This window comes from Ectothiorhodospira shaposhnikovii, from assembly GCF_016584105.1.
Lineage (GTDB): Bacteria > Pseudomonadota > Gammaproteobacteria > Ectothiorhodospirales > Ectothiorhodospiraceae > Ectothiorhodospira > Ectothiorhodospira shaposhnikovii.
On sequence record NZ_NRSM01000001.1, the window covers coordinates 204,264 to 228,640 of the forward strand.

Genomic DNA, 24,377 nt, shown 5'->3' on the forward strand with positions numbered 1-24,377 from the left:
CGTGTTCGACAACATTGCCGACTTGATTGACAAGATTCGCCTGGGGGAGGACTCCTATCTGGAACTGAAGGAAGTGCGCTTTACCGGTCCAAAGGTATCGGCACCCCATAAAGATTCCCTGGCCGATGAACTAGCGGCCTTTGCCAACAGCCGTGGCGGTGTATGCGTGCTGGGCATTGATAATAATACCCGGGAGGTGCTTGGCATTCCCCTTGAGCGTCTGGACTTGGTGGAGGATTTCGTCCGGCAAATTTGCCTGGACAGCATCACCCCACCGCTGACGCCAGTGATCGAGCGCCTGACCCTGCCCAGTACCTCTGGCGAACAACTGCCGGTTTTGAAAGTCGATGTCACGGGCAGCCTGTTCGTGCATAAAAGCCCTGGTGGTTATTTGCACCGCGTTGGCAGCGCCAAGCGCGAGATGGCACCGGATTATCTGGCACGATTGTTCCAGCAACGCAGCCAAGTCCGCATTATCCGCTTCGACGAGCAGCCGGTGCCCGGCGCCACGCTCGACGATCTTGCCGACGACCTGTGGCAGCGTTTTGCCAGCCCCCGCGTGCAGGACTCGCGCGAGGTGCTGCTGGACAAGCTCGCCATGGCGCGTTCCGATGCCGACGGAGCACTTCGCCCTACGATTACCGGCGTGTTGATGGCGAGTACAGACCCCCGCCGCTGGTTGCCGAATGCCTTCATTCAGGCCGTGGCGTATCGTGGCACCGAGGTGCTGCCGCAGGGTGACACGGCCTATCAGCTCGATGCCCAGGACATCACAGGGCCGCTCAACGTCCAGGTGCTGGCGGCCTGTCACTTCGTCCGCAAGAACATGCAGGTCTACGCCATTAAGGATGAGGGCCGGCGTGATTTGCCGCAATACGACATGACGGCCGTCTTCGAGGCGTTGGTCAATGCCGTTGCCCACCGGGATTACTCCATCCACGGCGCCAAAATCCGTCTGCGGATGTTTGCGGATCGGCTTGAGCTGTATTCTCCCGGCGCCATCCCCAACACCATGACGGTGGACAGCCTTCCCTACCGTCAGGCCGCCCGCAACGAAGCCATCACCAGCCTGCTGGCCAAGTGCCAAGTGCCCGCGGCTGACAAAGCCATAACAGGTCGCGGCGCCATGATGGATAAGCGTGGCGAGGGTGTTCAGATCATCCTGGATCAGAGCGAACGATTGTCCGGCAGGCGCCCGGTGTACCGGTTGATTGATGATTCCGAGCTGTTGCTGGTCATCCCGGCAGCCGTACCGCCCGAAGCGGATGAATAAGATGAACGGGATGATCGAACGCGGCGAGCCCGTGTCGGTGCGAGGTCGCCGCCGTCCCATCGCGCGGGGAAGCGCACCGGGAGGGCAGTCGGATCGCGACCTTCAGCATTCAGGTCAAGCCATGCTTTCCCCACCTGCGAGACATACCGACTAAAACCGGAAGATCACCCAGGCCGGCACCAGGATCTTGGCATCCAGCTCCGTCATGCGGGTCTCCAGCTGGCCGTCTCCGTCCGTGTCCACCAAGTAATAAGGGGGCGCGTTGGCCGGTGTGACCCGGATCATGTAAAGCTCCCCATGGAGCCGGTATTCCTCGATCCGTTCCCCCTCCCGCTCGATGATGGTCACCGCGGGCTCCATCAGTTCCCGGGTGGCAATGTCGCTGTCGTCCAGTAGCGGCGGTGGGGGCGGTGCCGCCTGCTCCTGGGCCGAAAGGGGGAGGGCGGCCGGCCAGAACAGGAGGGCGGCAAGAACAATGGGCAGGGTACGGTAGCTGTTCACAGGTCCATCAGCCTCTCTCTCTCTTCGGAGGTCGGTTCCAGGCCGCCGAATTCGTAGAAATTGAAGATCGCGTCCACCACGGACTTGGCGTCATCCACGAGAGTATAGAGGTCCAGGTCTTCCTCGCTGATGGTGCCTTCCGTCACCAGGGTGGTTTCAAACCATTCCAGCAGTCCCCGCCAGAAGCTGCTGCCCACCAGGATGATGGGGATGCGCCGGGTCTTGTTGGTCTGCACCAGGGTGAGGATCTCCGCCAGTTCGTCCAGGGTGCCAAAGCCTCCGGGCAGCACCACGTAGGCGGAGGCATATTTCACGAACATCACCTTGCGGGAGAAGAAATGCCGGAAATCCAGCGAGACATCCTGATAGGGATTGGCCGTCTGCTCGTGGGGAAGCTGGATGTTCAGGCCGATGCTGGGGGACTTGCCGGCAAAGGCGCCCTTGTTGGCCGCCTCCATGATGCCGGGACCGCCACCGCTGACCACGGCAAAACCCGCGTCGGAGAGCTGACGGGCGATGTCCTCCGCCAGTGCATAGGTGGGGTTTCCGGGAGGAATGCGGGCAGAGCCGAAGATGCTCACCGACGGCTTGATGCGGGCCAGGCGCTCGAACCCTTCCACGAACTCCCCCATGATCTGGAATATCTTCCAGCTCTCGCGGGTGAGCATGGTGTCGTCCATGGGTTGCAGTCCCGGATGGCTGGCGCGTTCGTGGCTCTTCATGTCGGCCCCTTTTCATTGTTGTGTGCTCCGGCAAGGTTAGCCCTCCGGGCGGCCAGTGGCTAGTGGCTGGCCTGATCCCGCGCACCCGGGTACCCTGTGGTCCTGGTCCTTGAACACTGCTGAGAACCCGCCTGGTGAACACTTCATCTCCCCTGATCCTGGTGGACGGATCTTCCTACCTCTACCGCGCCTTCCATGCCCTGCCTCCCCTGACCAATTCCCGCGGCGAGCCCACCGGGGCGGTCTATGGCGTGGCCGGCATGTTGCGCAAGCTGATCGGGGAGTATCAGCCCAGCCATATGGCTGTGGTCTTTGATGCCAAGGGCCGGACCTTCCGCGATGACCTCTATGCCGAATACAAGGCCCATCGCCCACCCATGCCGGATGAGCTGTCGGCCCAGGTGGCGCCCCTGCACGCGCTGGTACAGGCCATGGGCATTCCCATGCTGGTGGTGGCCGGGGTGGAGGCCGACGACGTCATCGGCACCCTGACCCGGCAGGCCTGTCGGGCGGGCATGGAGGTGATCATTTCCACCGGCGACAAGGACCTGGCCCAGTTGGTGGAGCCGGGGGTGACCCTGGTCAACACCATGAACGGCACTGTGATGGACGAAGCCGGGGTGGAGGCGAAGTTCGGTGTCCCTCCGGCGCGCATCGTGGATTACCTGACCCTGGTGGGAGATGCCGTGGACAATGTCCCCGGTGTGGACAAGGTGGGTCCGAAGACGGCGGTGAAATGGCTCAAGGACCATGGCAGCCTGGATGAGATCATGGCCCGGGCCGACGAGATCAAGGGCAAGGTGGGGGAAAACCTGCGCACCGCCCTGGCGTGGTTGCCCCTGTCCCGGGAGTTGGTGACGGTGCGCTGTGACGTGGCACTGGACCGGGAGCCCCGGGACCTTCAGTTGCAGGGGGCCGACACGTCGCAATTGCGTGAGTTGTTGGCCCATCTGGAGTTCCGCCAATGGCAGGCCGAGCTGGAAGGGGGCGAACCGGTCCCGGAGCCCGGCAATGCAGCGGCACCCGAGGTCCGTTACGAAACCATCCTGGCAGCGGAACAGCTGGAGCGCTGGATGACGCGATTGGCAGAAGCGCCGCTGTTCGCCTTCGACACCGAAACCACCAGCCTGGACTACATGCAGGCCCGGGTGGTGGGACTGTCCTTCAGCGTGACCCCCCACGAGGCGGCCTATCTGCCCCTGGCCCACGACTATGGGGATGTCCCGGACCAGCTGCCCCTGGACGAGACCCTGGAGAAGCTGCGCCCCCTGCTGGAAGATCCGGATCGACCCAAGCTGGGGCATCATCTGAAATATGATCGCAATGTCCTGCTCAACCACGGCATCGAGCTGCGGGGCATCACCCATGACACCATGCTGGCCTCCTACGTGCTCAACAGTACCGCCGGGCGCCACGACATGGACAGCCTGGCCCAGCGCTGCCTGGGGCTGAAGACCATCCACTACGAAGACGTGGCCGGCAAGGGGGCGAAGCAGATCCCGTTCTCTCAGGTGCGGCTGGACGAGGCCGCCCCCTATGCGGCCGAGGATGCGGACATCACCTTGCAGCTGCACCGGCATTTCTGGCCCCGGCTCAAGGATCTGGAGGGGCAGCGACGGATCTACGAAACCCTCGAAATCCCCCTGGTCCCGGTACTCTCCCGGATGGAGCGAACCGGGGTGCTGGTGGATCCGGAACTGCTGTTCACCCAGAGTCATGAGCTGGCCGACCGCATGGGCCAGATCGAGCGGGAGGCCTACGATCTGGCCGGCACCGCCTTCAACCTGAGCTCACCCAAGCAGATTCAGGAGATCCTGTTCGAGCGCCAGCAGTTGCCCGTGATCCGCAAGACCCCCAAGGGCCAGCCCTCCACCGCCGAGGATGTCCTGGAACAGCTGGCCCTGGACTACCCTCTGCCGCGCCTGATTCTGGAGCATCGTGGGCTGTCCAAGCTCAAGTCCACCTACACCGACAGGCTGCCGGAGCGCATTGACCGGGATACGGGGCGGGTCCACACCTCCTATCATCAGGCGGTGGCCTCCACCGGGCGCCTGTCTTCCTCGGAGCCCAATCTGCAGAACATTCCCATCCGCACCCCGGAGGGCCGCCGCATCCGGCAGGCCTTCGTTGCGCCCGAGGGGCGCCGGATCCTGGCGGCGGACTATTCCCAGATCGAACTGCGCATCATGGCCCATCTGTCCGGTGACCGGGGGCTGTTGCAGGCCTTTGCCGACGGGCAGGATATCCACCGGGCCACCGCCGGCGAGGTCTTCGGCGTGGGGGTGGAGGCCGTGACCACGGAGCAGCGGCGGGCGGCCAAGGCCATCAATTTCGGTCTGATCTACGGCATGTCCGCCTTCGGGCTGGCCCGGCAGCTGGGGATCGACCGGGGTTCGGCCCAGGACTATGTGGACCGTTATTTTGCCCGCTATCCGGGGGTGAAGGCCTACATGGACGGCACCCGTGAGCAGGCCCGGGAGCAGGGGTACGTGGAAACCCTGTTCGGGCGTCGTCTCCATCTGCCGGATATCCGTGCCCGCAATGCCCAGGTGCGCGCCCAGGCGGAGCGGGTGGCCATCAATGCGCCCATGCAGGGCACCGCCGCGGACATCATCAAGCGGGCGATGCTGGCGGTGGACGGATGGATTCAGGCGGAATCCCCCGGTGTCACCATGATCATGCAGGTGCATGACGAGCTGGTGTTCGAGGTGGACGCGGCCGAGGTGGCGTCGGCCCGGGAGCGGATCACCGCGCTGATGTGCGGTGCCGCCGAGCTGGATGTCCCGCTGCTGGTGGAAGTGGGGGTGGGGGACAACTGGGACGCCGCTCATGCATAACTTGAAAGAACACAAGTCGGCTACAGGCACCCGAACGATCCCTCGGTCATCGCTTCCGGCATGCCGTCGCTGGATTCCTGCTTTCGCGGGAATGACGCATTCAGGGTGGCCCCCGCCCCTGATGAAGGGGCCGGCGATGGCGGGCGGAGGTGCCTGTCCCGGTCCTGATGTTCCTGCCGGATTTCGCTGAAAACGGCGCTGAAACCGCCCTGATAGGCCCCTTTTTTGAGACATCTTTCACAGATCGGAAAAGTCCCGCCGGTATCGAGAACTAACTGCCGGGCAGATAGTCTTTACTCAGTGAGCACCGCTTCCATGGGTGCTCCCCGCTTAACCCCCTAGGCGGGTAGCTCTGACTCCCCCAAGTCGAGCCCAACCTGACCCCGGACCACGCAAGTGCTCCGGGGTTTTTTTCGCCCTGCGGAAAAATTTCTTCTTTACCCGACTTATTTGGTGAACCATGTGTGAAACGGGGGGTCTTATCACACAAGCGCTGCAGCCCGGCGCTTCCCGCTTACCTCCCTGAGCGGGATGGCTCGAACTCCCCCAAGTCGAGCCGGACCCTGCCCCGGTCCACGCCAACCCCCAATGGCAACCGGGGCTTTTTTATGCCTGCTCCCCGGAGCTGGCGGGCTTTTCCTCGCTGAACAGCCACCCATCCAGCACGGAATGGGCGTCATCCACCCCCTGTTTCTTCAGTGAAGAGAACGGCTGTACCGTTGCCTCGATGCCTTCATTGCCCAGTGCCCGCGCCACCTGTCTCACCGTGTCCAGTACCGGTCCGCGCTTGAGCTTGTCTGACTTGGTCAGCAGCACATGCAGGGGCAGGTGCCGGGCATGGGCCCAGCCGATCATCTGCCAGTCATGGTCCGTCAGGGGGTGACGGATGTCCATGACCAGCACCAGTCCTCGCAGGCAGGCGCGCCGGGTCAGGTAGTCTTCCATCAGCTTCCCCCAGCGACGCCGCATCGCTTCCGGTACCTTGGCATAGCCGTAGCCCGGCAGGTCCACCAGCCGGTGCTCCCCGTCCAGGGCAAAAAAATTGATCAACTGGGTTCTTCCCGGGGTCTTGCTGGTGCGCGCCAGTGCCCGTTGCTGGCACAATGTGTTGATGGCACTGGACTTGCCTGAGTTGGACCGGCCGGCAAAGGCCACTTCAAGGCCCTGTTCCGGTGGCAGCCCCCCGAGGCTGGCGGCGCTGGTGAGGAATTCCGCCTGGTGGTAAGCCGGGTTCATGGATGATCTGACTCGCTGTGTTGTATGACTGGTTGACCGTCGTCGACTTTTGCGACGGTGGAGTTAGTATGCTATACATTGCGGCTATTTTGAGGCTGCGCCCGGCGCGCGAATCAGTGTCAGGTTACCAACGAAGCGCTTATTGTTTCAGGTTCAGGAGTCAACCCAAGATGAAAAAACTTGTCCTTATCGCCGTCGCCACACTGGGTATGAGCATGTCGGCGTCGCTGTTGGCCGAGCCCGGTGATCCGGTGCGCGGCAAGGAACTCTCCAGTCCCTGCGTGGCCTGCCACCAGGCCGACGGCAACAGTGTGGTCCCTGCCTGGCCGAAGATCGCCGGCAAGGACGAAGCCTATCTGCTCAAGCAGTTGCAGGATTACAAGGCCGGTCGTCGCAGCCACGCCCTGATGAACCCCCAGGTTGCCGTGCTGGATGAGGAAGATCTGCCCCATCTGGCCGCCTATTTCGCCAGTCAGACCCCCGCCCCCGGCCGCTCCGCCGCCAGTGCGGAAAAGCTGGCCCTGGGCAAGCAGATCTACTTCGGTGGTAATAATGCCACTGGCGTGGCCGCCTGTGTGGCCTGCCACGGCCCCAACGGCAAGGGCAACCCCGCCGCCGTGTTCCCCAGTGTGTCCGCCCAGCATGGCGTGTATACCCTTGATCAGCTCAAGCAATTCCGTGGCGGCCTGCGCGCCAATGACCCCGGCCGCATGATGCGCAATGTGGCCGGTCGCATGACCGACGAGGAAATGTCTGCCGTGGCGGAGTACATCGCCACTTTGCCGGCCAAGTAACACCGGATCGGCAAGACCTCTGAAAGGGTGGCCCCGCGGCCACCCTTTTTTGATTCCTTCCGGCATGTCTTGAGTCCCGAAGGTATTTGATCCAGGACAACAAGACCTGCTGATCACGTGGTGTTTGCGCCCCGCGGCAGAACTAGTCTGCCTTTGAGGGTCAAACAGGCAACCACTTTCCGACCCGAGAGACATGAGCAGCACGTCCACCGACCCGACGCCGCCAGGCCGGCGATCCACCTTTGCCATCCTGATGGCTTTTCTCGGGTCCATGGGCCTGGCCATCACCCTGCTGGTTGCCCTGGCGGTGGCCTCGGTGGTGGGTACCGTCCTGCAGCAGAACCAGTCCTACGAGGCCTATCTGCTGGACTATGGCCCCTTCTGGCATGAATTGTTCCGTACCCTGGGCATTTATCATGTCTACTCCGCCGGATGGTATCTGCTCATCCTTGTCTTTCTGGTGATCTCCACCAGTGTCTGTGTCTATCGCAGTACGCCGGCCATGATCCGCGACATGCGCGCGTTCCGGCTCGGGGTGAAGGACAAGTCCCTGCGCAGTTTCCAGCACAATGTGCAACGGGACGCCCATCCCGAGGCACCGGCGGCGCTCATGTCCCGGGCCGAGGCCGTGTTCCGGGCCCGCGGCTACCGGGTGCGGCAGGCGGATCATGGCGATCACCGGGTATTGTCTGCCATGCGCGGCAGTGCGGGCCGTCTGGGGTATTTCTTCACCCATGTGGCCATCGTGGTCATCTGCATCGGTGGCCTGGTGGACGGTCGTCTGCCTCTGATGCTGGCGGAGTTCACGGGCCGGCTGGAGATCGAAACCCGCCAGGTCCCCGTCTCGGAGATCCCCGAGCAGAGCCGTGTCTCCATCTCCAATCCCTCATTCCGTGGCTCGGTGGAGATTCCGGAAGGGCAGCGGGTGGACGTGGCCTTCGTGACCATGCGGGACGGTTACGTGGTGCAGGAGTTGCCGTTTCACATCGAGGTGAAGGCGTTCCGGGTGGAACGTCATGCCACCGGCCAGGAACGTGCTTTTGAGACCGACCTGGTCATCCATGACGCGCTGCTGGATGAACCCCTGGCGCATACCATCAGCGTGAACCATCCGCTGGTGCATCGGGGCTATACCATCTACCAGGCCAGCTTCCGGGATGGTGGCTCACGCCTGAGTCTGGACATGTTCCCCCTGGGTCGAGGCGCCGACCGCCCCATGCCATTCGATGCCCGTGTTTTTGGCACCTACTCCCAGACCGGGGAGGACGGAAGCCGTCTGCGGGTGGAATTCACCGATTTCAGCGACACCAACCCGACCCTGATCGAGGAAGACGGCGTGCGCGAGCGCATGGACATGGGGCCGAGCTTCGAGTTCGTGGTCCGGGACAGCAGTGGTGCAGGCTGGTTTCATCGCAACTTCCAGCAGCCCATTGAACGGGACGGCCGCCGGTATCTTCTTAGTGGTGTGCGGCAGAATCCGGCAGAGCCCTTCAGTTTCCTCTACATTCCCCTGGATCCCCAGGGAGATGGCGTGGACCGTTTCATGCGCTTTCTGGCCAAATTGACCGATCCCGCCGTGGTGGCCGAGGTGGTGGACGAGGCCACCCGAACCGCCGCCGGCCAGTTCGAGGGCGTGGATGAAGGGCTCCGAGCCCAGGTGGCCGAGACCATGCGCGGTCTGCTGGAAACATTCGCCGCCGGCGGCTATGAAGAGGTGATCGCCCAGGTACAGGAACAGGCGCCCGAGGGACAATGGGACCGGATGGCGGACATCTTTCTGCGGATCCTCAATTCCGGACTGGATGCCATCTATCTGCGGGTGCTGGCGGAAGAGGGGATCGAGGTGGTCAGCGAGGAGGATGAACGGTTTCTGGAGGATGCCCTGCGGGCCATTAATGCCCTGCCGTTCTACGGCTCGCCGTTCTTCCTGCGCCTGAATGACTTTGAACATATCCAGGCCTCCGGCCTGATGATCACCCGGGCCCCCGGGCAGGCGGTGGTCTATGCCGGCAGCGTGATGCTGATCCTGGGCATCTTCCTGCTCCTGTATGTGAGCCATCGCCGTTGCTGGCTCTGGGTGCAACCCCGTCCCGAGGGCGCCGGCCTGGTACTGGCGGGCACCAGTAACCGCAACACGATGGATTTCAACAGGGAATTCGATGAAATATCCCGGGCCGTTCTGGGTGAGTCACGGCCCGCGCCCGCGGATCAGGATGCCCGCGCCTGACCATGATTCTGATTGCGAGGTAAGCACATGTCCGTCGCCCAAGACACCGTAAGCGCAGAATATCCCGGTTACTTCCGTCGCCTGTCCCCGGCGGACTGGCTTTGGGCCGCCGGCGTGGTGGTGGCCACGATCTTCGTCCTGGCCGTCTACGGTAGCCGGATGAACATCTACCAGTCTGGAACCCTGGTGGTTACCGCCGCTTCCGGTCTGTGGCTGGGCTGGTACTGGAAATCGTTCAAGGGCTACGCCCTGGCGGTGACCGGCATGAGTCTGGTGGGGGTGTTCAGCTATGGTGACACCCTCGCCAGCGCCCAGACCAATTTCTTCCTCAAGTACCTGGTCTCGGGCGAGGCCGCGGTGATGTGGATGTGCGCGCTGCTGTATATGTCCACCACCGCCTATCTGGCGTCGCTGTTCCGGCGCGAGGCCGGCCGTGGCGTGATGCCGGCCCTGGTTACCGCCGCGGTGACCGGTGCCGTGGGCATGCTGGGGCTGTGGATGGGGCGCAGTGGTCTGGTCCCGGGACTGGAATGGGCCAGTCCCCTGGTCCTGCTGGTGGCGGTGGGTGCCCTGCTGGGCCCCATTGCCAGCACCGATTTCGCCGCCCGGGTGGGCAGTGTCCTGGCCTGGTGCGCCGCCGCCTTCGGCCTGGCCGGATTGCTGGTGCGCTGGCGTGAAACCTACCTGCACGACCCCACCTGGGGTTACATCCCGGTGAGCAACCTGTGGGAGGTCTTCGTCCTTTTCTGTGTCATCACGGTGCTGATGTACCTCTACTACCAGGGCCGTACCCGCAATCTGGGCATGGGCGGGTTTGTCATGATGGTGGTCAGCGCCGCCGTGGCCTTCCTGCTCTGGTACACCCTGGACCGGGAGGCCCACGTGGTACAGCCGCTGGTGCCGGCCCTGCAGAGCTGGTGGATGAAGGTGCATGTCCCCACCAACTTCGTGGGCTACGGCGGCTTTGCCATCGCCGCCATGCTGGGGGTGGCCTACCTGATGCGGGCCCGGGGCGAGCGGCGCCGGCCTGACGGCCTGCTGGCCCGGCGGCTGCCCAGCCGCGAGGTGCTGGACGATGTGATGTACAAGTCCATCGCCATCGGCTTTGCCTTCTTCACCATCGCCACGGTGCTGGGCGCCATGTGGGCGGCGGAGGCCTGGGGGGCCTACTGGTCATGGGATCCGAAGGAAACCTGGGCCCTGATCGTGTGGCTCAACTATGCCGCCTGGCTGCACCTGCGCTTCACCAAGGGATGGCGCGGCGTTCCCATGGCCTGGTGGGCCATCCTGGGCCTTCTCATCACCACGTTTGCCTTTGTCGGGGTGAACATGTTCCTGGGCGGGCTGCATTCCTATGGAAGTCTCTGAGTCCGGATACATGCAAGGCAACAACGGATATGATCATGCCGCCCTGGCCGACACTCTGTCCATCGGACCCAGCACCCCGCCGGTGGCGGGGGGGCAGCGGCTGCGGATTCTCAGCTACAACGTCCAGGTGGGCATTGCCTCGGGGCGCTTCCACCATTACCTGACCAACAGCTGGAAGCATGTGCTGCCCTACGAGGGGCGCATGGGCAACCTGAACAGCATCGCCCGCTTCATTTCCGGGTTCGATCTGGTGGGGTTGCAGGAACTGGACGCCGGCAGTCTGCGCAGCAACTTCATCAACCTGGCCGAATACCTGGCCCACCGGGGGGACTTCCCCTACTGGTACAGCCAGACCAACCGCAACCTGGGCAAGCTGGCCAAGCACAGCCTGGGATTGCTGTCCCGCTTCCGGCCCCACTCGGTGGTGGAGCATCGCCTGCCCGGGCGCATCCCCGGACGGGGCGCCCTGGAGGCCCATTTCGGCGCCCACCATGGGGAGGATTCCCTGGTCATCATGCTGGTGCACCTGTCCCTGGGTCGCAAGGCCCGCATGCTGCAGATGCAGTACATCGCCGAGGTACTGCGCGACCATGAGCACGTGGTGGTGATGGGAGACATGAACACCCCGGCCCATTCCCAGGAGGTGCAGCGTCTGGTCAGTCATACCCGGCTGCAGGAGCCCCTGGCCAGCGCCAAGACCTATCCCAGCTGGCGGCCCATGCATGCCTTCGACCACATCCTGGTGACCCCCGGGCTGGGGCTGGAGCAGGTCCATGTCTACAACCTGAACTACTCCGATCACCTGCCGGTGGGCGTGGAGCTGGTGATTCCCGAAACCGTGCGGATGGCCCATACCCGCATCGAACAGTTCTGCCAGTAATGCCTCCAGGGCCGCTGTGGGAGCGGCCCTGGCCGCGAACAGCGTAGCCCCTCGGTATATTTCCCGCCCAAAACCTGCATCGGGTTGCACACGGCCATCCCCCTGCCTAAGCTGAAAGGCCACTCACCGACGGCGGGAGGCCTCCTGTGACCCGGACACCTCAGAACCAGCCCGTGATCTTCGGCGAAGTCCTGTTCGACTGCTTCGATGATCGTTCCATCCTGGGCGGCGCGCCCTTCAATGTCGCCTGGAATCTCAAGGGACTGGGGGCGGATCCGCTCTTTGTCGGCGCCGTGGGGGATGATGAACTGGGCCGTCGTGTCATGCAGGCCCTGAGTCACTGGGACATGCGTCCGGAGGGATTGCAAACGGACCCCGGCCATCCCACGGGTCAGGTCAGGGTGACCCTCAAGGGCGGCGAGCCTCGCTATGACATCCTCCCCGACCAGGCCTACGACCACATCGACACCGCTTTGGCCCTGGCGGCAGCTCCCGCCCGGGCCGGGGTGCTCTACCACGGCAGTCTGGCCCTGCGCGATCCTGTGTCCCGGCGGGCCCTGGAAGCACTGCGCGAGCGCCTGTCGGCCCCGGTGTTCATGGACGTGAACCTGCGCGCCCCATGGTGGGATCGTGACACCGTGCAGGGCTGGATGGCCCATGCCCACTGGGTCAAGCTCAACCAGGATGAACTGGTGGCGCTGTCTCCGGCGCCCGATGAGCCGGATCTAGTGGCTCAGGCCCGTCTTACCCTGGAACGGTACGGGTTGTCGGCGGTGATCGTCACCCGGGCGTCGGAGGGTGCGATGGTGCTCACCCGCGAGGGTGAGCTTCACCAGCGGTCGGCGCCGCCGGTGGCGGGATTGGTGGATACCGTGGGGGCTGGGGACGCCTTCAGTGCCGTCACCCTGACCGGCATCCTGCAGGGCTGGGACTGGGAAACCATCCTGACCCGCGCGGCGGATTTTGCCGCCAAGGTCTGTACCCTGCACGGGGCCACCACGGAGGATCGGGAGTTTTATCAGGGAAGCGTCAATCCGTGGAAGGCCTCATGAGGTTTCCGTATCCATGTCCGATTTCACGGTGCGGCCGGCAAACAGGTAGTACAGCAGGATACCGGCCATGATGGTGAGCAGCCCGTACAGGGCCACGCTTGGCCTGCTGTAGAGAACGTATCCGATGATCCAGCCGTTACCGGCGATGAAGATCAGCGGTGTCCAAGGGTAGGCCAGGGTTCTGTAGGCCCGCTGGCGTTGTGGCTGCTTGTGCCGAAGATACATCAGGCCGAGTACCGCCCCGCTGGATGAGATGGACAGGGTAAAGCCGATGTAAATGAGCAGGGCATCGTAACTGGTCGTCAAGATGATGATGGTGGCCAGGATGCCCTGAAAGGCAATGGCCCATGCGGGAGTGCGGTGTGTTCGGTGGACCTCGCCGCATTGCCTGAAAAAGACACCATCTCGCGCCATGGCGAAATAGACCCTGGGACCTGCCATGATCATGGCGCTGATGACGGACAGCAGTCCCAGTGCGATGCCCAGGCTGAACAGTGTGCCGATTTCATCGCCAAAGAGCGCGGTAGCCGCGGCATTCCCGATATCCAGCACTCCGCTCATGTGCTCCGGTGGCAGCGCGTAGATATAGACGATATTGATCAGCAGATACAGACCACTGACCAGCAGGGTACCGATTGCCAGGGACAGGGGCAGGTTACGCCCCGGATTCCTGATCTCGCCGCCCAGGTAGGCGGCAGCATTCCAGCCACTGTACGCGAACAGGACGAATACCAGAGAGACGGCCAGACCTTCTCCGGTCAACTGGAAATCCGCGATCGTTTGCGAAAAATGGTCTGTATTGCCCGCACCGAAGGCCAGTCCTCCAACGATGAAAGTGGCCACAAACAGAATTTTCAGGGCGGTGAGCAGGTTCTGGGTGCCGGCTCCCAGCTTCAGGCTATGCAGGTGGATCATGGACAGCACCAGGATGACGCTGCACGCCACGACTGAAGCGGTGGAGAAGGTCACCAGGGCATGATGCCCGATGTCCAGGGTCAGCCAGGGTTTCATGGCCTCCCCTCCCAGAAAATAGACGGAGAAGGCGATGGCCGCGGCCGCAATGGGGGCGGAGAACCCCACGATCAGGGATATCCAGCCTGACAGGAATGCAGGTAATGGCCCGAAGGCTTCCCGCAAATAGGCGTACTCCCCCCCGGCCCGGGGGATCATGGCCCCCAGTTCTCCGTAGCAAAGCGCCCCGGTCAGGGCAAACAGCCCGCCGAGGACCCAGCATGCCATGACGATGCCGGGATGACCCAGTTCTCCCATCATGAAGCCGGACGTGGTGAAAATGCCGCTGCCTATCATGTTGGCGATGACAATGACAGTTGCGGTGGTGAGTCCGATCTCACGCCCGAGACCATCCCTGGAGCCGTGGCCATCCGACATCAGAGGCTGCTCCAGATGTAGATGATGTGTGGGCCCTGGATCCGGTCTGCCGCCTTCTCGACGATGTTGCTCAAAGTGCCGTGGGTCACCTGTTCACGTCCGGAATCGCCTGCGTGAGTCACGATGGAGATGGCGGTATCCGGGGCAAAATGGGGCTTGAGCCTGTCCGTGAATTCGTCCAGATTCCGATTCATGAAGATCACCAGGGTTGACCCGGCATCGGCCAGTTTGCGCAGGTTTTCCACTTCAGTCCGCGCGCTGGTGATGGTGATGGAAGCGTGCCGCCCGGATCCGATGACGCTCCGTCCCATGGCGGCGTTGGCGGCATTGAAGCTGGACATGCCCGGAATGATGACCGGCGACAGGTCATGAAATTCCTTAACGTATCCCATATGGGGGCCATAGAGGGTGGGATCGCCGTTATCCAGAATCACGACACGTTTGCCTTGCGCGATGGCGTCACGAATGATGGCCCGAACGGTGTTTTCCATGACATCCACATCCGCGTCACTCAGATCTCTCCGGGCCAGACTCTGGAACAGGCCGTGTCCGGCGTCGTGAATCTCCTTGCCATCGAGCAGATGTTCAAATTTTTCCCGTGATTGCCGCATGGTGAAGATGACATCTGCGCCCTGGATGATTTCCATGGCCCGTTGTGTCATGTGCCCGATATCTCCGGTACCTGTGCTGACCAGAAAGAGTCCGCCACCGGTTTCCTGTGTCTGTGCCTGGAGAGACAGGGGTGAACAAAGCATCATCAGGAAGATGGATGCACCAAAAAGCCGGTTTCTGCATGGGCGGTTGAAAATACGCATGGATGAATCCCACCTGTTGTGAGCGTGATTGATAAGAAAACACCAAAGAATGGAAACTACGGGGCAAGCCCCGGCCGTGCCCCCCTTGAAAGCGGGAGGCACGGACTTGTGGCTGATCATTGGAATCCTGCTGAGCAGGAATTAAGGATTCAGTACATCCCTGAAGGACTGAATGTCAGAACTGATAACGGGCCATCATTCTGATGTCTCGCCCCGGTTCCAGCGTGGCGCCGTCATCCCCGATGGTGGTCTGTTCGCTATAGCGGCGATCAAACAGGTTTCTCACTGCCAGCGACAGTGATAATGCAGGTATGCGTGCAGGTTGCCATTGGGCCTGTACGTGATGGAGGGTATGGCCGGAACGGTCAATCTCACCGTCTTCCAGTCCTGCCTGGGCGACGAGGGTGTACCCCATGGTCATATTTTTTTCGATTCGCCAGACATGATCCCAGACCAGTCGATCGCCGGTATTGCTACCCACGCGCCGAATGGTTGTGATCCGGTCACCGTTCTGATCCACCGTTTTGGCATGCAGGTATGAAAGGGTTGTCTGATAACGACCACTCTGCCAGGAGGTCCTGGCTTCCCACCCCTTGCTGGTGACCCGGTCATCGTTATAAAAACCCGTGACTGGCTGGCCGCGGCTACCACCTATCTGAACGATCAGATTGTCAATGTCATTATGAAAATAGGTCAGGGAGGCATCGAAACGATCGGCATCGTGAAATAGGCCCCGTGCCTGATAGCGAAAGCCGGCTTCCTTCTGCTGTGAGCTTTCCGGTCTGAAACTTCGACCGAAACTGCGTTTGCCGGTTTGTGCATTGAATGTGGGTGTGTCCACGGCTGATGCCAGCCAGCCGATGGGTATGACGCCGGTACTGCGCACCGCTTCTCCGTAGTTGGCAAACGTACTCCAGCCCTTGCCAATGTTGACTTCGATACCTGCATTGGGGGAGATTTCGTTGCCACTGATTGCGATGCGGCCGTAGTCGGTTTCATAACGGTCAAACCTTGCTCCGCCGGAGAGTGTCAGTCTGCCGATATAGACATGGTCCTGAATGAACAAGCCCAGGTTGTTCAGGTTGTTTCTGTGTCCCTGGCGTTCGCCATTGTTGTAGATCTCTCCATCTTCCGTGTAATAGTCGATGCCTGTTACCAGATTGTGTGTGCTTGAAATCCAGTCGATAACGGCATTGTTTCTCAGTTCAAAACCTTTTCCGGTACTGGTGGTTTCATTGTTTCTGGTCTGATTGTTCAAGGTGTTTTCATTATTGAACAGGTTCAGTGAGAGATTGACCAGGGGGGTATGTAGTGCATGATAGCGGTAGTTGACGATGTAGGTGTCCCTGTCATTGATCTGATATTCAAGCGGGGCATCCGGGTCGTATGCACCATCACCGGCCGCCCAGCGATAGAGCCCACTGTTTCGGCTTCTTTCAGCACTCAGCCGGAGTGAATGACCTTCGTTTTCCAGAAGGCTGAACTTGATAAAGTAATGGCGATCCCGCCCCGCGGAGCCGTGTACCCTGTCGCCTCCGCCGGTTTCATAGTCTTCGCGATTGACGCCCTTGATATGGGCCATCAATCCACTGTGACTGCCCAGCCGGGTATACGCGGTTGCGGCACCGTGATCGGAGCGGTCAGCGGTGTAATAGCCTGCCCTTATCGTTGCACCTGACTGCTGATCAGGGGACAGCAGATCCTGCGCGTCGACGGTCTCGAATCGTATTGCCCCTCCCAGCGCTCCGGCCCCCCGGTCAGCCCCCGGGCCGGCCAGCACTTCCACCCGTTTCAGCAGGTAGGGATCCAGTGAGCCGATACCACCATGATGCTGGAACAGGCTGCGTCCCTGTATGGCGCCGTCAATGGTGATGTTCAGATTGGAGGCATCAATCCCCCTCAGATAGAGGCGTTGAGCATTGTGTGATCCACCCCCGATGGTGATGGCGCTCTGATCCCGGAAGACATCCGCCACCGAGGCGGCAAGATTCCGTGTCATCTGTTCCGTGGGGATGATTTGCGTATTGTCAATGTGTGAGCCCTCGATGCTGATGGGCTGCATGTCGACCTGGGTCACATTGCCTTCGGCTTGGGCGGCCAGGGAGGCCGTCATGCACAGTAAAGTACTGACAGCGGCAGGTAACTTGAGAGTCATGGGCGTTTTTTCATGGAAGGCGTTAATGAGTATGTTTATCATTTGATGGAGAATGCTATCTCCTGGCCCATGTGGAAAGAAGATAGGCTTTGTGAACGACTTGTCCCGAAAATGGAACGTGTGACCAGATGAGTGACTTTGAGGCGTTGAAGGCCCTGATTGCACTGCGGGATCATGGCAATCTCACCGCGGCCGCACGGTTTTTGGGCCGTCCCAAATCCACCTTGAGTCGACGTCTGGCGTTGCTGGAACAGGATCTGGGGTTGCGGCTCACCCGCCAGTCAGGGGGCCGGCTGAGCCTTTCCGAGGTGGGTCAGTGCTATGCGGACTATGGGGAAAGAATTCTTTCGCTGTCCGAGGAGGCCCGCGAGGCGGCGCAATCCCTGTCCAGTGACAGGCGCCGCAATCTGTGTGTCTGGATCAGCCATGAAATGGCCTGGGGATGGGCGATCTGGGTGATGAACGATTTCCTGGCCCGTTATCCGGAATATTCCCTGGAAGCCAGGGTGCTGCTACCGGGCGCTCAACCGCCGCTTGACGAGGTGGATGTCTGGCTGGCCTGCGGCCAGGTTCAGGCCCATGGGTTGGCCTGTCAGCCTCTGGGTCGCTGGCAGCGTCGTCTCTACGCCGCCAGCGACCCGGATGCATGCTGCTGTCACCTTGAGGATCCGGATCAGATAGAGCGTTGCTCCTGGATAGAGCTGACCGGTGAATCGGATGCCATCCATCTGCGCCACAGGGATTCCGGCCATTCCCGGCACATCAATCCCCATGCCCGGCTGCGGGTTAATTCCCTGCAGACCCTGGCCGATGGCATTGCACGGGGATATGGCGTCGGGATGTTGCCGGCCTGGGTTGCTGAATGTCCCAGGCACGGGATCATGCGCGGCAGACTGGCCCGGATACTGGCGGACTGGGAAATCATGCCCACGGATCTGTTCATGCTGGTCCGATCCGGCTTAAGGTCCAAGTCAGTGGAATGCCTGACGGCGCACATGAAATCTCAACTGCCTGTGCGCTGGCGGCTGTGATCTTCATTGAGCATCTGTGCCAGCTCCGGCGGGCTGGCGGCACCGAAGTACAGGGTTCGATGGGGGAAGGGGATCTCCACCCCCTCGGCATCGAAGGTCTGCTTCACCCGTTTCACCCGTCGCAGGAACTCCCGTCCCACCTCCCACTGCTTGATGGGCAGGGTCTTGATGCGTCCCAGCCCGGCCCGGAAGTTCCGGACTCCCGCTTTCGCGGGAGTGACGGCAGTGGGGCCTCATCCCCGGTCCTTCTCCCGGGGGAGATGCCCTGATCAGACCCTCCAGCCCAGCGCCTCGGCCCGGCGTCGGGCCAGGGCAGGGATGTCCTGGGCCACGAAGTGGCTGTGCAGTACCTGCACCCCGATCATGTGGTTGATCACCGCATCCAGCTGCACCTGGGTGGAGGCGGAGGTCTCCGGCGACTCATGCAGTGCGAACAGGGCCTTCACTCCAGCCGGGTCCAGCAGGCCCGCATCCTGGATGGCCTGATCCGACAGGTACTGGTCCGCCAGGGCCTTCATCGCCGCCCACTTCTTCGGGTCCGTGTGGGCCGGCGGGGCCATGAAGGCGAACTTTTCGCGCTCATACAGCACCTTGGGCAGCAGTCCCTTCATGGCCTCCCGCAGCACGTACTTCTCGGTCCGGCCCTTGATGCGCATGGACGGCGGCAGGTGTACCGCCAGATCCGCCAGATGGTGGTCCAGGAACGGCGGTCTGGCTTCCATGGAATTGGCCATGTCTACCCGGTCACCGCCCCAGGTGAGGATCTGACCTTCCAGCATGGTCTTGATCCAGACGTACTGGGCCTTGTCCAGGGGATGGCGGCCTTCGATCATGTCGCCGTCCAGGGCTTCGGCAATGGCGCGGCCCGGCTCGTAGCCCCGGACCGCATCCCGGTGATGGACGGCCATCAGGCCCGGGGCATGGGCGGCGCTGGCCAGCCAGGGCTGCAGGCAGGAAGGGGTGAAGCCCACCAGGGCATCCAGGGCCGGGTCATGCAGTTCGTTTTCCGCCAGCATGGCTCCCTTGAAGAGCTGGTTGCTCTCCGCCAGCAGCTGTTCCCAGCTGGCCCGCTCCGCCGGAGACAGGGTGTCCAGGCCATGCAGGAACATGTCCCGACGGAAGGAGGGGTAGCCGGCAAACAGCTCGTCGGAACCCTCTCCGGTGACCACCACCCGGTAGCCGGCCCGGTTCACGTGGCGGCTCATCAGGAGCTTGGCCACTCCCAGGGTGTTGTAGATGGTGCGTTCCGCGTGCCAGAGGGTTTCCACCAGGTTGTCGTAGAGGTGGCCGGCATCCAGGCGCATGATGTCCTGGTCCGCCCCCACGCTGCGGGCCATCTCCTGGGCAATGGCGGTCTCGTCGTAGTCGGCGTTGTCGAAGCCGATGGTGAAGGCTTTGACCGCCGACTGCTGGTGGGCTGCCGACAGGCCCAGGGTGATGCAGGAGTCGATGCCGCCGGAGAGATAGCAGGCCACCGGCACGTCCGCCTCCAGGCGCAACTGCACCGCCTCCATGAGCTTTTCCCGGATGCCCTCGATGTAGAACGCCTCGTCCTTTTCCTCGCCCCGTTCCGACAGCAGGGGAAAGTCCATGTCCCAGTAGCGGTCGTCGCGGATCTGGAACTTGCCGTGACGACGCTCGATGGTGACCACGTGTCCGGGCTTGACCTGATGGATGCCCTCGAAGGCGGTGCTGCCGGGGACCATGGTCTGCATCAGCTGGTGATACAGGCCCCGGGACTCGAACCGGCGCGGCACGTCCGGATGGGCGAACAGCACCTTCAGTTCGGAACCGAACACCACGCTGCCGTTGACCTCGGTCCAGTACAGGGGTTTGACGCCGAACCGGTCGCGGATCAGCATCAGGCGATCCCGCTGGCGATCATAGAGGGCGATGGCGAACTCACCCCGCAGTTGGGGCAGCATGTCTTCCAGACCCTGGCCCCGATACAGGTGCAGCACCATCTCGGAATCGCTTTTGGTGCGGAATCTTGCCCCTCGGGAGGTGAGGTCGGTGCGGATGCGCTTGTAGTCGTAGAGTTCGCCGTTGACCGCCAGCATCAGGTTGCCGTCCTCGGACAGGAAGGGCTGGCGGCCCCGGTTCTCGTCCAGGTCGATGATGGTCAGGCGGGCATGGGAAAAGCCCACCCCGCGGTCGTCCTGTACCTTGTAACCGAAACCGTCGGGGCCGCGATGGTGCTGGATGGCGGCCATGGCCACCAGGTTTATGGGATCAACGGGTTTTTGCGGGTCGGCATGAATGACGCCGGCGATACCACACATAGGGCACTCCTTGAGGCTGTGAATTCGACATCTGCGCGGGAGCCTGCCCGTGGATCCAATGGGCACGGCAGTTCGCCGGCAAGGCCGGCTCCCGCGAGGCGGGGGATCAGGGGGTGTCCATCACTTCGCTGATGCGACGGACGATGCAGGTGAGCAGGGCCATGCGGATGAAGACCGCGCCCCGGGCCTGGGCGAAGTACCAGTTGTGGGGGGTGCCGTCCAGATCCGTGGACAGCTCCTCCCCCCGCGCCAGGGGATGCAGGATGATGGCCCCCTGTTTGAGGGGCGAGGTGGTGGAAAGCTTGAGGTCGGCGCCCATGGCCTCATAGCTGTCGCCCACCCAGGCAATGGCATTGATGTACACCACATCCAGGCCGGGCAGCTCGGCGTTCAGATCCTGGGCCACACGCACCGACAGGCCCAGTTCGGCCAGTTCTTCCTGCTGACCCGGATCGAAGGGCTGGGTTTCGTCGGTGACGATCACCACTTCGCTGAAGGCACCGGAGAAACGGGCCAGGAGCAGCAGCAGGCTGCGCACGGTCCGCATGCGGTTGGGGACGCCGATGATGCCCACCCGGACCCGCCGGTTCGCCGGCAGGTCCGGTTCCAGCAGTTCCGGCCGCCACTTGAAGATGGTGTACAGGTCCGCCATGGCCTGGGTGGGATGCTCGTCAATGCCGTTGCCGGCATTGACGATGGGGATGCGCAGGGTGTCGAGCATCTCGTAGATTGCCCGGTCCTGATTGCTGCGCAGGACGATCACGTCACCATAGTTGTTGAACATCTCGGCGATGTCCGCCAGGGATTCTCCCTTGGCCATGCCCGTGCTCTTGGGGTCGGTGATGGACATGATGTCGCCGCCCAGCCGGTGCCAGGCGCTCTCGAAGGAGAGGCGGGTACGGGTGCTGGGCTCATAGAAGGCGCTGATGAGGATCTTGCCCTGCAGGGGCAGGTGCATCAGCGCCGGGGTGCTCTCGTACTGGGCCGCCAGACGGAACAGCTGGGTGAGTGTGTCCCGGTCGAACTGGCGCGACGACACCACGTGGCGGCTGGACAGGGCCACCAGGTGGCGGGGGTCTTCGGCGATGCTTTCCATGAGCGCCTTGGGGCGCTCGATGCCGGCGGTGCCGTCCTTGGGCCTGAGCGGCTTTTGCAGCTGGGCGTCGACTACCATCGTTGCGTGTCTCCTGATGCGTCTTGAAAGCCCCTCACCGCTGGATGAGGGGGGAGAGGAAGTATCCGTTTCAAGCGGCTCCTTCCACCTTGGAAATCTCCGCCAGTGCCTGTTCCGTGCTCATCACCCGTGCATAGCGGTCCTTCATGGTGAGGATCGTGGCCCGCTCCAGTTCCGGGGTCACGGTGGCCACGGCATCCTCGATGAGGGTGACGTAGAAACCCAGGTCGCAGGCATCGCGGATGGCGGTTGAAACGCACTCGTTGCTGTACACCCCGACAACGAACAGGGCGGTGATCTCCAGATTGCGCAGCACGTACTCCAGGTTGGTGGAGGTGAACACACCGCTGGCGGTCTTGTTGATGATGATCTCGTCCCCCTGGGGCGCCACCTTCTCCAGGAACTCCGCCTCCTTGGAGCCGGGCGCCGCATGCAGACCCAGACGCTTGTGTCCCGGCCCGCGGTCACGACCGTCCCGGGTCAGGGACTGGATGCGGGTATGGATCACCTCCAGGCCCAGGGACCGGAAACCGTCCTGCAGCCGGCGCACGTTGGGCAGTACCAGCCGGTCCAGGCGGTCGAAGTAGTAATCCTGGGCTTCCGGCGGCAGGCCGGAGCGCTCGGCATCGGCAAACACCCCCCAGCCCCGGGCCGCGTCCAGGTACTGCAGGTCGACGCACAGCAGGGCCGCGTGATGGGAGACCAGGGCCCGGTTCAGGGCCCGGTTGGTAATCAGGGTTTCCCGGTACTGCTCCCGCAGCGGGTCGATGTTGTCGTAGGCCGGATCACGGCCGGAGGTCTTGTCGTTCATCGCAGTGTCTCCGTGTCACGGGCCGCCAGCGACAGCACCGCCTGCAGCATGAGGTTGGCGCCCCGTTCGATGTCTTCCCAGTTGGTCCACTCGGCGGGGGAATGGCTGCGTCCTTCCAGGCTGGGGACGAACACCATGCCGGTGCGGGCGATGCAGGACATGATCTGGGCATCGTGAGCGGCGCCGCTGGGCATGCGCAGATGGGCGAAGCCGAGGGCGTCCGCCTTGTCCGACAGCAATTGCACCAGGCCCGGATCGCAGCGCTGGGGCGGCAGCTCCGAGAGCACCTCGAATTCGAACATCAGCCCCCGGCGACGGGCCATGGTGGACAGGGTGCGGCGGAAGGCATCGGACAGCCCCTTGAGGGTGTCCGGGTCCGTGTCCCGCACATCCAGGGAAAAGGTGGTATGGCCGGGTACCGTGTTGGCGGCGCCGGGACGCAATTCCACCCGGCCGATGGTGGCCCGGCTGTGGGGGCTGCCGTGTTCCTCCAGGATGCGGCCGATCTCGCCGGCAAACTCGGCCAGGCCCTGGAAGGTGTCATTGCGCATGTCCATGGGGGTGGTGCCCGCGTGGTTGGTCTGGCCCTTGAGCTGGACCTCCCACTTGAACAGGCCGGTGATGGCCTCCACCACGCCGACGCTGATATCGCCCCGATCCAGCACCGGTCCCTGCTCGATGTGCATTTCCAGATAGGCGTGAATGGATTCCTTGGAACGGCGGGCGAACAGGGCGGCATTGGCATCCAGGCCCCAGGCCGCCATGGCCTCGGTGAGGCTGATGCCGTCCAGATCCCGGGCGTTGTGGACCTGGGCCGGACTGAGCTGCCCCGCCATGGCCTGGGAGCCGAACAGACCGCCGAATCGCCCCTCCTCGTCGGTGAAGTTCACCACTTCCAGGGGGTGACGCAGGGTGATGCCGGATTCCTTGACCGTGCGCAACACCTCCAGCCCCACCAGCACCCCGAGGGCGCCGTCCAGGGGGCCGCCCCCGGGCACCGTGTCCAGATGGGAGCCCATCATCACGCTGGGGCGGCTGCCGTCCCAGTCCAGGCGACCGTGCAGATTGGCGGCGCCGTCCTCATAAAAATCCAGGTCGGCGGCCAGGATACGTTCCTTGAACCAGCGTCGTCCGGCCAGATCCCCCTCGCTGAAGGCCATGCGATGGATGCCCCGGTCGGCATCCCGGCCGATGGCGGAGAGATCCTGGATATCCTGTTGCAGACGCTGGAAATCAATGCGGGCGTGGGTCATGGGCGCTCCCGGAAAGGGGGTCGGGGGATCAGTCGTCGGCGATGGGGCGCAGGGCGGCCTGCTCGTCGCGGGCCTCCATGGTGTCCAGCAGCAGGCCCAGTCCGGCTTCCAGCCGGGCCAGTTCCGCCGTCGGCATGGCGCGCAGCGCCCGGTTCAGGGCGCCCTGGGCCGGGGCCGGGGCATTGTCCAGCAACGCCTGTCCGGCGGCGGTCAGATAGAGGCTGACCACCCGCTGATCCTTGTCTGCCCGGCGCCGCTCCATCAGTCCCCTGGATTCCAGCTTGTCCAGCATATTGGACGCAGTGGAGGCATGGATGGACAGGCGCTGGGACAGGTCACTCACGTTCAGGCCCGGTTCCAGGTGCATTTCCCACAGGGCCCAGAGCTGGGCGGCACTCACGCCGCAGTCGGTGCTGATGCGCCGGGAATGGGCCTGCAGGGAACGAAACAGCACTCGCAGATGCTGGATCACCAGCTGCACCCGGTCATCGTTGCCGGCCGGGGAAATGGGGGCGGGGGCGTCGGTTTGCACCATGGACATGGGCGATCTTTTTGCACAAAGTGTTTTTGTACAATA

Annotated in this window: 20 protein-coding genes; 8 read left to right on the plus strand and 12 right to left on the minus strand. The window is 62.9% G+C overall.

What is annotated here, in order from left to right:
- The first annotated feature begins 1 nt into the window (after position 1).
- Positions 2-1,273: an ATP-binding protein gene (locus CKO35_RS00910; protein WP_200171613.1), complete on the plus strand. Its 1,272-nt coding sequence runs from the start codon at positions 2-4 to the stop codon at positions 1,271-1,273.
- Positions 1,274-1,423: 150 nt separating this feature from the next.
- On the opposite strand, the gene CKO35_RS00915 is transcribed toward CKO35_RS00910, so the two are convergent.
- Together CKO35_RS00915 and CKO35_RS00920 are read right to left on the minus strand one after the other, a co-directional pair.
- On the minus strand, positions 1,424-1,774 hold the full coding sequence (locus tag CKO35_RS00915) for a DUF2782 domain-containing protein (RefSeq protein ID WP_200171615.1): 351 nt from the start codon (positions 1,772-1,774) through the stop codon (positions 1,424-1,426).
- The gene (locus CKO35_RS00920) at positions 1,771-2,496 is read right to left on the minus strand and encodes an LOG family protein (RefSeq protein WP_200171617.1); all 726 of its coding nucleotides are present in this window, start codon (positions 2,494-2,496) and stop codon (positions 1,771-1,773) included. The genes CKO35_RS00915 and CKO35_RS00920 overlap by 4 nt, the downstream gene beginning before the upstream one ends.
- A gap of 134 nt (positions 2,497-2,630) precedes the next feature.
- On the opposite strand from CKO35_RS00920, the gene polA reads away from it, so the two are divergent.
- Complete coding sequence (polA, locus tag CKO35_RS00925; RefSeq protein WP_200171619.1) at positions 2,631-5,333, plus strand: DNA polymerase I; 2,703 nt, start codon at positions 2,631-2,633, stop codon at positions 5,331-5,333.
- Between the two features lie 606 nt (positions 5,334-5,939).
- On the opposite strand, the gene yihA is transcribed toward polA, so the two are convergent.
- Positions 5,940-6,569 (minus strand): ribosome biogenesis GTP-binding protein YihA/YsxC, encoded by a 630-nt coding sequence (gene yihA, locus CKO35_RS00930; protein WP_200171621.1) that lies wholly within the window; start codon positions 6,567-6,569, stop codon positions 5,940-5,942.
- A 170-nt stretch (positions 6,570-6,739) separates the two neighbouring features.
- On the opposite strand from yihA, the gene CKO35_RS00935 reads away from it, so the two are divergent.
- The 5 genes from CKO35_RS00935 to CKO35_RS00955 all read left to right on the plus strand — a co-directional run bounded on the left by CKO35_RS00935 (position 6,740) and on the right by CKO35_RS00955 (position 12,890).
- A complete protein-coding gene (locus CKO35_RS00935) occupies positions 6,740-7,363 on the plus strand; it encodes a c-type cytochrome (protein WP_200171623.1) in 624 nt (207 codons plus the stop codon).
- A gap of 193 nt (positions 7,364-7,556) precedes the next feature.
- Positions 7,557-9,590 (plus strand): cytochrome c biogenesis protein ResB, encoded by a 2,034-nt coding sequence (locus CKO35_RS00940; protein ID WP_200171625.1) that lies wholly within the window; start codon positions 7,557-7,559, stop codon positions 9,588-9,590.
- Between the two features lie 27 nt (positions 9,591-9,617).
- The gene (gene ccsB, locus CKO35_RS00945; protein ID WP_200171627.1) at positions 9,618-10,958 is read left to right on the plus strand and encodes a c-type cytochrome biogenesis protein CcsB; all 1,341 of its coding nucleotides are present in this window, start codon (positions 9,618-9,620) and stop codon (positions 10,956-10,958) included.
- 10 nt (positions 10,959-10,968) lie between these two features.
- Positions 10,969-11,838, plus strand: a complete 870-nt coding sequence (locus CKO35_RS00950) for an endonuclease/exonuclease/phosphatase family protein (protein ID WP_200171629.1) — start codon at positions 10,969-10,971, stop codon at positions 11,836-11,838.
- Positions 11,839-11,984: 146 nt separating this feature from the next.
- On the plus strand, positions 11,985-12,890 hold the full coding sequence (locus tag CKO35_RS00955) for a carbohydrate kinase family protein (RefSeq protein ID WP_338031734.1): 906 nt from the start codon (positions 11,985-11,987) through the stop codon (positions 12,888-12,890).
- Here CKO35_RS00955 and CKO35_RS00960 read toward each other — a convergent pair.
- The 3 genes from CKO35_RS00960 to CKO35_RS00970 are packed head-to-tail and all read right to left on the minus strand — an operon-like array spanning position 12,885 to position 17,414.
- On the minus strand, positions 12,885-14,279 hold the full coding sequence (locus CKO35_RS00960) for an APC family permease (protein ID WP_200171631.1): 1,395 nt from the start codon (positions 14,277-14,279) through the stop codon (positions 12,885-12,887). The genes CKO35_RS00955 and CKO35_RS00960 overlap by 6 nt on opposite strands.
- A complete protein-coding gene (locus tag CKO35_RS00965; protein ID WP_338031735.1) occupies positions 14,279-15,214 on the minus strand; it encodes an SAM-dependent methyltransferase in 936 nt (311 codons plus the stop codon). The genes CKO35_RS00960 and CKO35_RS00965 overlap by 1 nt, the downstream gene beginning before the upstream one ends.
- Before the next feature lie 55 nt (positions 15,215-15,269).
- Complete coding sequence (locus CKO35_RS00970) at positions 15,270-17,414, minus strand: TonB-dependent receptor domain-containing protein (protein WP_200171635.1); 2,145 nt, start codon at positions 17,412-17,414, stop codon at positions 15,270-15,272.
- Here CKO35_RS00970 and CKO35_RS00975 point away from each other — a divergent pair.
- Positions 17,378-18,280, plus strand: coding sequence for a LysR family transcriptional regulator (locus CKO35_RS00975; RefSeq protein ID WP_200171637.1), 903 nt, complete (start codon positions 17,378-17,380; stop codon positions 18,278-18,280). The two genes, CKO35_RS00970 and CKO35_RS00975, sit on opposite strands and share 37 nt — an antisense overlap.
- Here CKO35_RS00975 and CKO35_RS18400 read toward each other — a convergent pair.
- The 6 genes from CKO35_RS18400 to CKO35_RS01005 all read right to left on the minus strand — a co-directional run bounded on the left by CKO35_RS18400 (position 18,253) and on the right by CKO35_RS01005 (position 24,341).
- The gene (locus CKO35_RS18400) at positions 18,253-18,420 is read right to left on the minus strand and encodes a hypothetical protein (RefSeq protein WP_420870727.1); all 168 of its coding nucleotides are present in this window, start codon (positions 18,418-18,420) and stop codon (positions 18,253-18,255) included. The two genes, CKO35_RS00975 and CKO35_RS18400, sit on opposite strands and share 28 nt — an antisense overlap.
- A gap of 129 nt (positions 18,421-18,549) precedes the next feature.
- The gene (asnB, locus tag CKO35_RS00985; RefSeq protein WP_200171638.1) at positions 18,550-20,562 is read right to left on the minus strand and encodes an asparagine synthase (glutamine-hydrolyzing); all 2,013 of its coding nucleotides are present in this window, start codon (positions 20,560-20,562) and stop codon (positions 18,550-18,552) included.
- A gap of 106 nt (positions 20,563-20,668) precedes the next feature.
- A complete protein-coding gene (locus tag CKO35_RS00990; protein ID WP_200171640.1) occupies positions 20,669-21,736 on the minus strand; it encodes an aspartate/ornithine carbamoyltransferase family protein in 1,068 nt (355 codons plus the stop codon).
- A gap of 70 nt (positions 21,737-21,806) precedes the next feature.
- Positions 21,807-22,547: a cysteine hydrolase family protein gene (locus tag CKO35_RS00995; protein ID WP_200171642.1), complete on the minus strand. Its 741-nt coding sequence runs from the start codon at positions 22,545-22,547 to the stop codon at positions 21,807-21,809.
- A complete protein-coding gene (locus tag CKO35_RS01000; protein WP_200171644.1) occupies positions 22,544-23,800 on the minus strand; it encodes a Zn-dependent hydrolase in 1,257 nt (418 codons plus the stop codon). The genes CKO35_RS00995 and CKO35_RS01000 overlap by 4 nt, the downstream gene beginning before the upstream one ends.
- A 28-nt stretch (positions 23,801-23,828) precedes the next feature.
- Positions 23,829-24,341, minus strand: coding sequence for a MarR family winged helix-turn-helix transcriptional regulator (locus CKO35_RS01005; RefSeq protein WP_420870728.1), 513 nt, complete (start codon positions 24,339-24,341; stop codon positions 23,829-23,831).
- Positions 24,342-24,377: the final 36 nt, after the last annotated feature.

Bases quoted from the DNA above. Each gene is read 5' to 3' on its own strand.
- CKO35_RS00975 (WP_200171637.1), top strand. From the start codon at position 17,378: ATGAGTGACTTTGAGGCGTTGAAGGCCCTGATTGCACTGCGGGATCAT.
- CKO35_RS01000 (WP_200171644.1), bottom strand. From the start codon at position 23,800: ATGACCCACGCCCGCATTGATTTCCAGCGTCTGCAACAGGATATCCAG.
- CKO35_RS00940 (WP_200171625.1), top strand. From the start codon at position 7,557: ATGAGCAGCACGTCCACCGACCCGACGCCGCCAGGCCGGCGATCCACC.
- ccsB (WP_200171627.1), top strand. From the start codon at position 9,618: ATGTCCGTCGCCCAAGACACCGTAAGCGCAGAATATCCCGGTTACTTC.
- asnB (WP_200171638.1), bottom strand. From the start codon at position 20,562: ATGTGTGGTATCGCCGGCGTCATTCATGCCGACCCGCAAAAACCCGTT.
- CKO35_RS00950 (WP_200171629.1), top strand. From the start codon at position 10,969: ATGCAAGGCAACAACGGATATGATCATGCCGCCCTGGCCGACACTCTG.
- CKO35_RS00920 (WP_200171617.1), bottom strand. From the start codon at position 2,496: ATGAAGAGCCACGAACGCGCCAGCCATCCGGGACTGCAACCCATGGAC.
- CKO35_RS00990 (WP_200171640.1), bottom strand. From the start codon at position 21,736: ATGGTAGTCGACGCCCAGCTGCAAAAGCCGCTCAGGCCCAAGGACGGC.
- yihA (WP_200171621.1), bottom strand. From the start codon at position 6,569: ATGAACCCGGCTTACCACCAGGCGGAATTCCTCACCAGCGCCGCCAGC.
- CKO35_RS00995 (WP_200171642.1), bottom strand. From the start codon at position 22,547: ATGAACGACAAGACCTCCGGCCGTGATCCGGCCTACGACAACATCGAC.
- CKO35_RS00935 (WP_200171623.1), top strand. From the start codon at position 6,740: ATGAAAAAACTTGTCCTTATCGCCGTCGCCACACTGGGTATGAGCATG.
- CKO35_RS00960 (WP_200171631.1), bottom strand. From the start codon at position 14,279: ATGTCGGATGGCCACGGCTCCAGGGATGGTCTCGGGCGTGAGATCGGA.
- CKO35_RS00965 (WP_338031735.1), bottom strand. From the start codon at position 15,214: ATGATCAGCCACAAGTCCGTGCCTCCCGCTTTCAAGGGGGGCACGGCC.
- CKO35_RS01005 (WP_420870728.1), bottom strand. From the start codon at position 24,341: ATGTCCATGGTGCAAACCGACGCCCCCGCCCCCATTTCCCCGGCCGGC.